Annotated in this window: 12 protein-coding genes; 2 read left to right on the forward strand and 10 right to left on the reverse strand. The window is 62.9% G+C overall.

The features are described 5' to 3' along the window. Positions 1 to 29: 29 nt before the first annotated feature. A complete protein-coding gene (locus DOM36_RS17210) occupies positions 30 to 1,079 on the reverse strand; it encodes an oxidoreductase (RefSeq protein WP_110643864.1) in 1,050 nt (349 codons plus the stop codon). A 276-nt stretch (positions 1,080 to 1,355) separates the two neighbouring features. Continuing rightward, a complete protein-coding gene (locus tag DOM36_RS17215; RefSeq protein ID WP_075571215.1) occupies positions 1,356 to 2,615 on the reverse strand; it encodes an acyltransferase in 1,260 nt (419 codons plus the stop codon). 444 nt (positions 2,616 to 3,059) lie between these two features. Here DOM36_RS17215 and DOM36_RS17220 point away from each other — a divergent pair, with 444 nt between their 5' ends. Then, entirely contained in the window at positions 3,060 to 3,830 is a 771-nt protein-coding gene (locus tag DOM36_RS17220) for an SDR family NAD(P)-dependent oxidoreductase (RefSeq protein WP_110643813.1), read from the forward strand. A gap of 119 nt (positions 3,831 to 3,949) precedes the next feature. Next, on the forward strand, positions 3,950 to 4,873 hold the full coding sequence (locus DOM36_RS17225; protein ID WP_110643814.1) for a DMT family transporter: 924 nt from the start codon (positions 3,950 to 3,952) through the stop codon (positions 4,871 to 4,873). A 34-nt stretch (positions 4,874 to 4,907) separates the two neighbouring features. Here DOM36_RS17225 and DOM36_RS17230 read toward each other — a convergent pair whose 3' ends face one another. The 8 genes from DOM36_RS17230 to ribE form a co-directional block, all read right to left on the reverse strand. Then, positions 4,908 to 5,525, reverse strand: coding sequence for a LysE family translocator (locus tag DOM36_RS17230; RefSeq protein WP_110643815.1), 618 nt, complete (start codon positions 5,523 to 5,525; stop codon positions 4,908 to 4,910). A 98-nt stretch (positions 5,526 to 5,623) separates the two neighbouring features. Continuing rightward, positions 5,624 to 5,827, reverse strand: coding sequence for a hypothetical protein (locus DOM36_RS17235; protein WP_110643816.1), 204 nt, complete (start codon positions 5,825 to 5,827; stop codon positions 5,624 to 5,626). Between the two features lie 76 nt (positions 5,828 to 5,903). Beyond that, the gene (lon, locus tag DOM36_RS17240; protein ID WP_110643817.1) at positions 5,904 to 8,393 is read right to left on the reverse strand and encodes an endopeptidase La; all 2,490 of its coding nucleotides are present in this window, start codon (positions 8,391 to 8,393) and stop codon (positions 5,904 to 5,906) included. 146 nt (positions 8,394 to 8,539) lie between these two features. Then, a complete protein-coding gene (locus DOM36_RS17245) occupies positions 8,540 to 9,865 on the reverse strand; it encodes a DUF945 family protein (protein WP_110643818.1) in 1,326 nt (441 codons plus the stop codon). A 60-nt stretch (positions 9,866 to 9,925) separates the two neighbouring features. Then, positions 9,926 to 10,399, reverse strand: coding sequence for a phosphatidylglycerophosphatase A (locus tag DOM36_RS17250; protein WP_075571222.1), 474 nt, complete (start codon positions 10,397 to 10,399; stop codon positions 9,926 to 9,928). Next, on the reverse strand, positions 10,396 to 11,352 hold the full coding sequence (gene thiL, locus DOM36_RS17255; protein ID WP_232823905.1) for a thiamine-phosphate kinase: 957 nt from the start codon (positions 11,350 to 11,352) through the stop codon (positions 10,396 to 10,398). The genes DOM36_RS17250 and thiL overlap by 4 nt, the downstream gene beginning before the upstream one ends. Positions 11,353 to 11,368: 16 nt before the next feature. Next, positions 11,369 to 11,869: a transcription antitermination factor NusB gene (gene nusB / locus DOM36_RS17260; RefSeq protein WP_075571224.1), complete on the reverse strand. Its 501-nt coding sequence runs from the start codon at positions 11,867 to 11,869 to the stop codon at positions 11,369 to 11,371. Beyond that, positions 11,866 to 12,348, reverse strand: coding sequence for a 6,7-dimethyl-8-ribityllumazine synthase (ribE, locus tag DOM36_RS17265; protein WP_110643820.1), 483 nt, complete (start codon positions 12,346 to 12,348; stop codon positions 11,866 to 11,868). Before ribE ends, nusB begins: the two co-directional genes overlap by 4 nt. Positions 12,349 to 12,437 lie beyond the last annotated feature (89 nt).

Here is a 12,437-nt window from a genome sequence, read left to right on the forward strand (position 1 = left end):
GCAGTGACTGATGGCGACGCCGAACCGCATCAGGACAGGGTGACGACCTGCCCCGACTCGGCGCTTCGAATGCCGGCCTCCAGCATTCGCATGACTGTCAGTGCGTCTTCCGCCGTCACCGGGAGCGGTACCCCGTTCTGAATGGCATCGCGTACCCCGGCATAGTAGGCGAGATAGTCGCCGGGCAGGGTCGCCACCTCGTGCAACTCGGGCTGAATGCCCTCCCGCACCTGACCCACCGTCATCATGCCGTGGCGCCAATCTTCCCCCCAGTACGGCGACGGCAGACGATCGCCGCGCTTGAGCATGTCTTCCTGTGGATCGAGACCGTGCTTGACATAGCTGGCCCGCGTCCCGTGAACGGTGAAACGGGGCCCGGGGACAGACACCAGCGTACCGCCATGCAGTATCACGCGGCACTCCTGGTAGCGAAGTACGGCGTGAAAGTAGTCGTCGACTTTGGCTCCTTCGCGCTGACAGGCGAGATCGAGCGAGATGGCATCCGGCATCCCGAACAGCACCAGACTCTGGTCGAGCAGGTGGGATCCGAGATCGAACCAGGCACCGGCCCCCGGCACCGGGTCTTCACGCCAACGCTGCGCGACTTCCGGCCGGTAACGATCGAAATGCGACTCGAAATGCACGATCCGGCCCAGCGACCGGGTATCGATGAGTTGACGCACGGTCAGGAAATCCGCATCCCAGCGCCGGTTGTGAAACACCGACAGCAAACGCTTCGCGTCGGCGGCCTGCTCGCACAACTGGCGGGCTTCGTCCGCCGTCACGGTAAACGGCTTGTCGACGACGACATGCTTGCCGGCAGCCAGTGCCTCGCTGACCAGCGGATAGTGGGTCGCATTCGGCGTGGGAATCACGACCAGATCGATATCATCGCGGGCGAAAAGCGCCTGCGGCGTCGGCTCCACCGGCACGCTCGGCCAGTCGACATGAACCTTGTCGGCATCCCGGCTCGCCACGGCCACCAGCGAAAGCCCTTCCTGGGCGGAGATCAAAGGCGCATGGAATCGTTTGCCGGCCATGCCATAGCCGACCAGTCCCACGCGGATGGATTCCTTCATGCGGCGTCCCTTAGAGATGAATTCGCGATCGCTTTGCCGAACGACCGGCGAAGCACGAATTTCCAAGGATATCGCATCCTTCAAGGCAATGATTTACCCCAAACGATGGAGGCGCGCCACAGGATCCGCAGGCCGACGCCGCCGCCTTGCCAGCGCGACGCCAACGGCCAACGTCAAGCTAGCCTGGACATCAGGTAGAGAGGGAATCGGCGCTCGAGACAGAAACATGCACCGAGCGTGAGAGGAGAGAGAAAGACAGAAAGATAGCGTCGGCCATCAAGCCTTGGCGATGACCAACGGCAGCCGACGCTGCTGCCACGCCGACGGTAGTCTCGCCTCCATCCAGTGTCGCATCGGAGCGACCACGAAGCGCTGCATTAGCAACGCCAGAACGACGATCAGCGCGAGATGGAAAGCCATCGTCCATAGCGGAATCGCGAACTTGAGCGCCGCGTTGCTGCTGTCCGCGATCCAGCTTTCGTGCCATCGCTGTAGAAGCCAGCGTGTCGCTCTCGCAGTCGGCCCGATCAGCGGGGTGTGCAGGGCAAAGATACACAATGCCGATTCTCCTAGGCGCTGGGCCCAGGCGCGTATCGTCGCGCTCTCAGGGGCGCCAAACGTACACACACTCAGCAGTACCAGTCCCTGGAACGGCAGCAGCAGTCCATTGTGGGTCAGATAGTAAAGCTGCAGACCATCCAGCTTCAGTAGCCAGATACCGATCGGCACGCCGCACAGTCCGGCGGCCAGCAGCGGATAGCGAAAACGTCGAAACAGCTCGCTCACGCGCTCCGATTGCCAGGCGCGGTAGAGCAGGATGCCCGTCAGGAACTCGGGCAACCGGAATAACGGGTTACGATGCAGGACGCCGACCGTCACGTAGTCGAACGAGCCTGCCAGCGTCGCCACCAGCGGACCCAGCGCATAGAGTCCCCAGACACCCAATAGCACCAGCCCCCAACGCTGGAGCCGCATCAGTCGCGGGGCCAACCAGGGAAAGCAGGCATAGAAGAAAAGTAACGCCGAAATCGACCAGGACGCACCGTTCAACCACAGAAAGCGAGGCTCCCAGGCCTGTAGCAATGTCAACTGCAGCGCGATATGCCCCAGCGCACTCGGCCACGAGATACGTTCCGCAAATGCCGCGCGCGCTTCGTCGCTCAGCGGGTAGTACGGGTGAGTGTTGAAGTAGACGTAGACCCCTTCGGGCCGAATCGGATATTGCAGCAACAGCAGCCCGATCGATAACAGCATGGTCATCACGTGAATCGGGTAGAGATTGCACAATCGTCTGGCGACGAACGCCGGCCCGTACATTTTCATCTCGCCGGCGTGATCCAGCGCCACGTGAGCGAGCAGGAACCCGGATAGCATGAAAAACGTGCTGGTGGCGAAAAAGCCCATGCCGATGACGCCTCTCAGCATATCGGGCATGTCGCTGTAGATGCCCCCGAAATGGTAGGCGACCATCCACAGCGCCATGAGAAACCGAAGCCACTCCAGCCCGTAATAACGCTGCCGCTTGATAGTGGACATCGCCACCTCCTTTCACACCGCCAGACGACATCCGTCGATCCGATCTGCAGACAGGACTTCGAGAAGCCATCCCCGAGTGGTTGATACCGTGGCTGATAAAACGCCGAGAAGAGTGCGGCCAGTTCGAAGATCGTAAGGGTTTATGAGAAACGTGATGCCTTGGGAGTTGGCCGAGCCGCGAGGATCAGCGCGAACGATGGGATATCGTCGCCAAAACGTAATCAGACGGCAACAACATTCATCAATGCGTATCGGCAATCACCGGGTTTTACACAAAGCCGCCACCCCTGTCGCCAATGAGCGACACGGTAGTCATCTTCCAACCTCGGTATTTCCGATCGGGAATGCGCTAACCTGATAAAGGCGAACCGACCTGGCCCGATCATCCCGTCATGTCTTCGTTCGGCGTCGACATCCTTCACTTTTTCCGGATCAGGAGTCAGCATGAGCCACAATCCCCCCGTCGCGTTCATCACCGGTGCCACATCCGGATTCGGGCGCGCCTGCGCCCATCGCTTTGCCGAGGCTGGATGGGCTCTGGTACTCAGCGGCCGGCGTCAGGAGCGTCTGGACGCGGTCAAACAGCAGCTCGAGGGCAAGGTCCCGGTTCATGTCGCCACGCTGGATGTCCGAGACCGTGAAGCCGTTGCCCGGGTGATCGACGAATTGCCTGCTGCCTTCGAGGCGGTCAAGGTACTGGTCAACAATGCCGGTCTGGCGCTGGGCGCCGGCCCGGCCCAGGAAGCCAACCTGGACGATTGGCAAACCGTCATCGACACCAATATCACCGGGCTGGTCAATGTGACGCGGACGCTGCTGTCGACACTGATCAGGGTCGGTCGCGGTGCCGCCATCATCAACATCAGCTCCACCGCCGCGCTGTGGCCCTACCCGGGCAGCCACGTCTATGGCGCGTCCAAGGCGTTCGTCAATCAGTTTTCCTACAACTTGCGCTGCGATCTCAGAGGCACAGGGGTTCGCGTCACCGACATCGCCCCCGGCATGTCGGAAACCGAATTCACGCTGGTGCGAATGAAAGGGGATCAGAGCGCTCACGACAAGCTCTATGGCGGCGTGGAGCCGATCCAGCCGGAGGATGTCGCCGAACAGGTCTTCCTGGCCGCGACGTTACCGCCGCATCTCAACATCAACCGCCTCGAGATCATGCCGGTGTGCCAGTCCTGGGGTGGCCTGTCGGTCAATCGAGACGGATGAACGCCGAGCGGAAGGGAAGCCCGCGACTCACTGGAAATTGCAGACGATGGAGAGCAATCTCGATGCTCGACCGCGCTTGCCACCAAGGGCACTCTCGATAATCACAATCACGGATCGACATGTCTGATTCCTCCTCCGCCGCGGCGACCTCCGCTCGCGAGCGGCCACCCCTTTGGCTCACTGCGGCCCCCGGGCTTTTCCTGTTGCTGTGGTCGCTGGGGTTTCCGGTTGCCAAGATCGGCACCCAGCAAGTGGACCCGCTGCTTTTCCTGGGTCTGCGATTCGTGCTCGTGCTGGCGATCATGCTGCCGGTCTGGCTGTGGCTACGCCCGCCGATGCCGACCCGGCTCAGCGCCTGGGGCCATCAGGCCGTGGTCGGGTTCCTGATCCAGACCGTCTACTTCGGCTGCTGCTACAGCGCCTTTGCGCTCGGCAGCTCCGCCGGCGTCGTGGCGCTGGTGGTGTCACTGCAGCCAATCCTGGTCGCGCTCGCCGCCCCGGCGATGGTCGGAGAAACCATCGGTACGCGGCGCTGGCTCGGCTTCGGGCTGGGCTTCGTCGGCGCCGTAGTGGTGATTCTGGGCCGGTCGACGGTGGAGGGGATAACCACGGGCGGCTTGTTGTTGACCATCGCCGCCCTGCTCGGCATGAGCGGTGCGACGCTCTACGAAAAGCGCTTCGGCCAGCCGCTGCATCCCGTCAGTGCCAATCTGATTCAGTACTTCACCGGCTTGCTCACCACGCTGCCGCTGATCGTGCTGTTCGGCCACTTCACGCTCGACTGGGACGGTGCCCTCGTCGGCTCGCTGGCTTACCTGGTCATCGGCAACTCGCTGATCGCGATATCGCTGCTGCTGGCGATGATCCGTCGCGGCGAGGCTTCGCGAGTGTCGGCGCTCTTCTATCTGGTACCGCCGTGCGCGGCGCTGTTTTCCTGGTGGCTGATCGATGAACCCATGCCCGCGGTCTCCTGGCTTGGCATGGCGATCGCTGCCGCCGGCGTCGCCCTGGTCAGCCGCAAGCCCCGCAACCGGCAAGCGTGAGCCCGGCGACGGCGGGCCATGCGGTTCCCTTCGTTCAGCTCTTGGCGATCAGCAGCGCACCGGCGCCGATCATCAGCGATCCGGCGCCCCGATTCAGGCGCCGCTGGGCGCGGGACGAGCGAAAGATCCGCCGTGTCCGCGCCGCACCGGCCGCGACCAGGCAGAGCCCACTCATCAGGCCGACGACGGTCAGCGCTACCAGTAGCGTCAAGGAAGCGCCCCCGAGCCGATCCAGATCGACGAACGTGGGCAGGAAAGCGATGTAGAACAGGATCACCTTGGGATTGGACGCGGAGATCAGAAAACCCTGCGTCACGCCAGCAAGCGCTCCGCCGTTGGCGCCAGTCGCTGGCATTTCCTCGTCCTGGGTCGGGCTCGTCCACAGTTTCCAACCCAGGTAGAACAGGTAGAGCGCACCCAACACCCGGATAACCCCGAAGACTTCCCCCCAGTGCTCGGCGAGGGTCGCCAGACCGAAGGTGGCAAGCAGCAGGTAGAGCACGTCACTGAGCGTCATGCCGACTGTCAGTGACAGACACCCTCGGAAGCCGGCATTCATGCCGGTAGCGATCAGGGCGAACACCCCCGGACCGGGAGTGATGGCGAACAGAAAAATCGCCAGCAGATAGGTGGCAGCGCTTTCGGGAGTCATGAGGGTCAGTATTCCGATGTCGGCGAGTACCGATTATCCGATCCAAAAAAGCGGCAGCGCAAGTGCGCTGCCGCTCGGGTTTCGCGAACCGCAGGGGTTCAGCAGTTACCCTTTTTTGCTTGCCCCGGCGGGCAGAAGTCACCATCGCCGTGGCGATGATCGCCATCGCCGATGATGACCGGCGGTTCCGGGTCGATCCGCGCCGGGTGATAACTGCAGGCACTCAACAGTACCATGGCCAGTAACCCCCAGATCGCCGTGATCACATAACGCGACCGCCGCCGTTTCTCGCTATTGAACACACCTTTCTCCTCATGTCATGCCGATCGTCACGCCGGCCTCGTCCATCAGCGTAACATGATGCAAGAGCTGGGCGTCTCAGCGGCCGAACACGACCTTGGCAACATCCCGATAGACCTGGGCGAAATGCACGGTCATTCCCGCCTTGAGGTAGTCCGGCAACTCATTGTAGTCGCGCTGATTGGCCTCCGGCAGGATCAGCTCGAAGATCTCGCTGCGACGTGCGGCGATCACCTTCTCGCGAATACCCCCGACCGGTAGCACCTGCCCGGTCAGCGTCAGTTCGCCGGTCATTGCCAGCGGCCGATCGATGTTCTGGCTTTTCGCCAGCGACATCAGGGCGGTTGTCATGGTGACGCCTGCCGAGGGCCCGTCCTTCGGCGTCGCGCCTTCCGGCACGTGGAGGTGGACGAAAGCCTCGTTGAAGAAATCCGCATCGGCACCGTACTCGCCCAGATGCCCCAGCGTGTAGCTGTAGGCGATATTGGCGGACTCCTGCATCACCTCGCCCAGCTTGCCGGTCAGCTTGAAGCCGCGGGTCAGCGCATGGACCTTGGTAGCCTCGATCGGCAAGGTCGCTCCGCCCATCGCCGTCCAGGCCAATCCGGTGACCACGCCCACGCCCTTGAGCACTTTCTCCTTGCGGAACAAGGGGGCGCCAAGGAACTCTTCCAGGTTGTTGACCGAAACCTTGACCGTCTCCTGATGCTGCTCGAGCATCTTGACCGCCGCCTTGCGCACGATTCGATGCAGCTGTTTCTCCAGCTGACGCACGCCGGCCTCACGCGCATAGCCCTCGATCACCTGCTTCAGCGCCGCGTCCGTCAGATTGATGCGCTTCTTGGGAATGCGGTCCCGCTTCAACAGCTTCGGCCACAGGTGATGCTTGGCGATCGCGACCTTTTCCTCGGCGATGTAGCCGGAGAGCCGGATCTGCTCCATGCGGTCGAGCAGCGCCGGTGGAATGGTGTCGAGCTGGTTGGCCGTACACACGAACAGCACCTTGGAGAGATCCAGGCGTACGTCGAGATAGTGATCGAGGAAATCGACGTTCTGCTCGGGATCCAGCACCTCGAGCAGCGCCGAGGCCGGGTCGCCCTGAAACGACTGGCCCATCTTGTCGATCTCGTCGAGCATGATCACCGGATTCTCGACCTCGACCTCCTTGAGCGCCTGCACCAGCTTGCCCGGCATGGCGCCGATATAGGTCCGGCGATGGCCCTTGATCTCGGCTTCGTCGCGCATGCCACCGACCGAGAAGCGATAGAACTTGCGGCCCAGGGCATCGGCAATCGAGCGCCCGACCGAAGTCTTGCCCACCCCCGGCGGGCCGACGAGCAGCACGATCGAACCGCCCACGTCGCCCTTGAACGACCCTTCGGCCAGGAACTCGATGATCCGTTCCTTGACGTCGCCGAGACCGTCGTGATCTCGATCGAGCACGCCTCGGGCGCGCTTGAGGTCGAGCTGATCCTCGGAAGTGATGCCCCAGGGCAGCGAGGTCAGCCAGTCGAGATAGTTGCGCGTGGTGCCATATTCTGGCGAGCCTGTCTCCAGCACCGACAGCTTGCCGAGTTCGTCGTCGATTCGGCCCTGTACCCGCTCCGGCACCTGCAGGCTTTCGAGCCGGTCGCGAAAGGTATCGACATCGCTCTCGCGATCGTCTTTCGATATACCCAGTTCTTTCTGGATCACCTTGAGCTGCTCACGCAGGAAAAACTCGCGCTGGCGCTCCTGCATTTGCGAATTGACCTGCTCGCTGATCTGGTTCTGCAGCTGCGCGACCTCGATCTCCTTGCGCAGCAGCGGCAACACCTTCTGCATCCGATCCATGATCGGCAACGTCTCGAGAACGCTCTGCAGCTCGCGCCCCTTGGCCGAGGTAATGGCCGCGGCGAAATCGGTCAGCGGGCCCGGCTCATGCGGGCTGAACCGGTTGAGATAGCTTTTCAGCTCCTCGCCGTAAAGCGGGTTGATCGGCAGCAGTTCCTTGATGCCGTTGATCAGCGACATCGCATAGGCGCGAGCTTCCTCGGCCTCGGCATCGACCGGCTCCCGCGGGTAGGAGACCTCGACCAGATACGGCGGCGTCTTCGACAGCCAGCGGTGAATGCGGAAACGCCGTACGCCCTGGGCGATGAACTGGATCTGCTGCTCTTCGCTCTGGTGACGATGCACCTTCACCGCCGTCCCGATCTCGGGAAAACTGTCCGGACTCAGCGCTTCCATGCTCACGTCGCCCACGAACGCCACTCCCACCATGTGGTGGGGCGTGTTGCCGACGCGTTTCATGGTCTCTTCCCAGCGCTGACGCTGAATGATCAGCGGCTGTACCTGGGCCGGGAAAAAAGGTCGATTGTGGATGGGGAGAAGATAGATCCGCTCCGGCAGAGAATCGCCTGAGGGAACGACGGCACCACTGGTCGACTGTGACGCGTGTTGATCGTGGTCGGCGGAATTCTGGCCATCGGACGAATCCTGACCGGCCTCGGACGAGTGACGGTGAGTCTCGAACGCGTTCTGGACGGTGTCGAAGTCGTCCGCGGAATCCCGATTATGATCGCTCATTATTCACCCTGAGTTCGTGGCCAGTGCTGGCCGAATGACCTAGGGATGCGGGCACCGAGGCCGGAGTTCAAGTCGTGAGCGCGGGATCGGGGAATAAATCGACGGGCCGAACGCGGCGGCTCGGCCCGGTTGAGATGGCGCAGTCGTCACTCTGACGCGGACGTCGGCGGCAGCAACGGCATCCGTTGGCCGTTGAGTTGGAGCACACCATCCGCCAGTTCGACCTGCAACGGATCGCGACTCATCGGCAGACCCAGTGCCATCAGCATCATTGCCGGCGCGCCTTCGAGGGTGAGGCGTCCTTCCAGCCGCGGCAGGAGTACGCGCTGTAGCGTTTCGACGTTCATCGTATCGAGATCCCAGCTCTCGATGCCGTTACCGTCGATGCCGAGCTCGCCGCTGCCCCGCATCTTCATTCCCAGCACCGGGCTGTTGGCGGTCAGGCTATCCAGCGAGAGGTGCGGCGATCCTGCCAGCACCGCCTTGATCGATGGCCGCAGCGGCTGCAGCGCCGACTGGAGCTGCTGATCGTCGTCGGCGTCGATGGCGCTCTGGATATCGGTCAGATGCTCGTCCAGCGCGGCCACCAGCGAGCGATAGGCATCGCCATCGACGTGATCCAGCGTCAACGCAAAGCCGCCGTCGAAGACCGACTGATCCTGCACTCGCGTCTCGCCCATCTTCATCTGCAGCTGCATCGCCAGTTGCTCGGCATCGAGCGTGGCTTCCACTGCATAACTGACATCCTTGGAAACCACCGCGGGGTTGCCATTGGGCGTGACGGTGGTGGTGGGGATGGTCAGCGACATCGCCTGATGGAAAGCTTTCTCGTTGCCCTCGAACGTGCCGGAGAGCGAGGTTCCCTCGACCAGAATATCGGCCTGATCGTCGGCCATCTGCAGGCGTGGCGCCTCGCCGTTGAAGGTCACCTTGTCGTCTACCTGCTCGAGATCGAGCGTCAGCCCGGCGAAATCCAGCTGCATGTCGCGCGGAGCGGTCGTCTCTCCGGCGACTTGCTGCGCCGGCACGCTGACGGTCTGGGAGAAGCTCGGCAGCATAAAATGGGCTTGCAACTTCTGCTCGCGGGTCAGGAAACGTCCGGTCCAGGTCACCGGGCCTTCGCTTTCGATCACTTCTCCGAACAGCGCTTCGCCCTCGCTGCCTCGGATCTGGACCTCGCCGTTCAGCGTCGTTTCGAGCAGGCCGTGACTCGCTTCGTAAGGGACTTCGACGACGACGGGATCGGTATTCTGAGCCGCCTCCAGATAGCGCGCTTCGATGCGACCGCTGGAATGGAACCAGCCGCTGTCGACATCATCACGCGATACCTGCCAATCGGGGCTGGCATCGAGTCGCGAGACCAGATCGTCGATCTCGCTGTCGAAGCGCTGGCTCGAATAGGCTTGAGCGCCGAGATAACCCGCCGCTGCGACAATCACGATCCCGCCGACCACGCCAACCCACTTGCGCATTCTCTGATCCCTCGACAATCATTTTTTTGACGGGCGTCTTCAAACGACGCCAGCATGCGTTCAGTGCAACCAGAACCACAGGTGCATCGTGCTCCAGGCATACACGCCGGCGAGAATATCGTCGAACATGATGCCGATACCGCCGGCAACCCGACGGTCGACCCAGCGAATCGGCCACGGCTTGAGGATGTCGAAGATACGAAACACCACGAAACCCCACAGCGCGGCTTCCCAGGAAAACGGCACGGCCGCCATGGTCAGCCAATAGCCGACGAATTCATCCCAGACGATCCCCGAGTGGTCGTGGACGCCGAGGTCGCGGGACGTCGTCTCGCAGAGCCAGATGCCGACCAGCGTGGCCACGCCCATCACGCCCATGTAGATGGTCAGCGGCAGTCCCGACAACAGCCAGTAGAACGGAATCGCCGCCAGAGTGCCGAAGGTTCCGGGCGCAAACGGCACCGCACCACTGCCCAGCCCGAAGGCCAGGAAATGCGTCGGTCGACGCCATACACTCGCGGGCGCCCGATTCATGAGGCGATCTCCGGAAAATGGTCCCACCCGCTGCGTCCGAGATGACGCGGCGGAACTCCCTCGATGCCCTCGCCTTCGATGATTCGCCCGATGGGCGTCAACGGCAGATGGAGCGGCGCCAGGCGACGCTGGGCCTCGGCAAGATCCGACGCCGCCAGCGTCACCAGCAGTTCGTAATCATCGCCGCCATTGAGCACCTGTTCCCGAACCTCGTCCAGATCGAGTGAGGCACGCAGTGGTGTGGCCAGCGGCAATGCGTCGATATCGATCCTGGCTCCCAGCCCCGAGGCCATCAGCACGTGCCGAAGATCCGACAGCAGACCGTCCGAGATGTCGATGGCGCTACTGGCCAGGCCGCGCAGCGCCTCCCCCGCGGCCAGGCGAGGCTCCGGACGCAGATAGGCCTCGAGCAACGGGTGCCCCGACTCGCGCTCGCCGCGCTGCCAGCGGGCAAGCCCGGCGACGGCGCGGCCGGGATAACCGGTCACGGCGATCAGATCCCCTTTACGCGCGCCACTTCGCCGCAACGCCTGGCCGGCCGGCAGCTCGCCGTGGACCGTGACGCCGATCGTCAGCGGACCGCGGGTCACGTCGCCGCCGATCAGCTCGCAGCCGCTGCGGGCAGCCAGCGCCCGGAAACCTTCGGCGAAAGCCGCGAGCCACTCGGTGTCGGCCGCCGGCAGCGTCAGCGCCATGCAACACCAGCGCGCTCTGGCGCCCATCGCCGCGAGATCGCTCAGGGCGACGGCCAGCGACCGATGGCCGATGGCCGCCGGCGGCGCGTCGTGGGGAAAATGGACATCGACGACGGAGGTGTCGACGCTGATCGCCAGCTGATGGCCGGGAGACGGCGCGAGCACGGCACAGTCATCGCCATTGCCGACGACGACATCGCCCCGCTCGGCGGCCGCAGGCCGCGACAGATAGCGAGCGATCAGCTCGAACTCGCTCAACGAGACGCGATCCATGTCAACGACGGCGAGCAGCGACCTCGGCGCCCCGCAGCCGCGAGGCGAGCTTATCGAGGATGCCGTTGACGTATTTGTGGCCATCGGTGGCGCCGAATATCTTGGCCAGCTCGACGCCTTCGTTGATGACGGCCCGGTAGGGAACTTCGGGGCGGTGAGAGAGTTCGTAGGTGCCGAGCCGCAGAATCGCCAGCTCGATCCGATCGAGATCCTCCAGACGCCGATCGAGCAACGGTGCGATGGCGGCATCCAGTTCGGCGCGCTGACTGGCGGTGTTGTGAAGCAGATCATGGAAGAGCGCCTTGTCGGCAATCTCCATCACCTTGTGCCAGTTTTCGTGATCCTCGAGATCGTCATCGGCGATCTGGGAGCGGAATTCGGCCTCGACGGCAGTGATCGACTTGCCGGTCATCTGCCACTGATAGAGACCCTGGACGGCCAGTTCGCGAGCCGCGCGGCGCGACTCCTGAGCCGGCGTCGGCTGTCGTGTCGGTGAACTCATGCCTCGCCTCCCAGTCGCTTGAACAGCGATACCATTTCCATTGCCGCCATGGCCGCTTCGGTGCCCTTGTTGCCCGCTTTGGTGCCAGCACGTTCGATGGCCTGGTCGATCGAGTTGACCGTCAGCACGCCGTTGGCGATCGGTGTATCGAACGCCAGCTGCAGACTGCTCAACGACGAATTGCAGTTTCCGGCGACGTACTCGAAATGTGGCGTGCCGCCACGAATCACCGCACCCAGCGCGATGACGGCATCGGGGCAGGACACCTGCAGTACGCGCTTGACCGCCAACGGCAGTTCCCAGGCGCCGGGGACATGGATCAGCTCGATGTTCTCTTCACTGACGCCGTGCCGCGTCAGACTGTCGACGGCGCCTTCCACGAGGCTGTCGACGACATGATGATTGAAACGGCCGACGACGATGGCGTAACGGCCATCGACATCGGTGAACTGACCTTCCAGTTGAGCGATCGGTTGCATTGTCGGGTTCCGGATACACGGCGCCAGATTCGTCATGAATTCGAATCTGGACGCGATAAAAACAGTCTGATTGGCCGGCGCCAGAACCT

This window comes from Salinicola sp. CPA57 (genome assembly GCF_003206035.1).
Classification (GTDB): Bacteria; Pseudomonadota; Gammaproteobacteria; order Pseudomonadales; family Halomonadaceae; genus Salinicola; species Salinicola socius.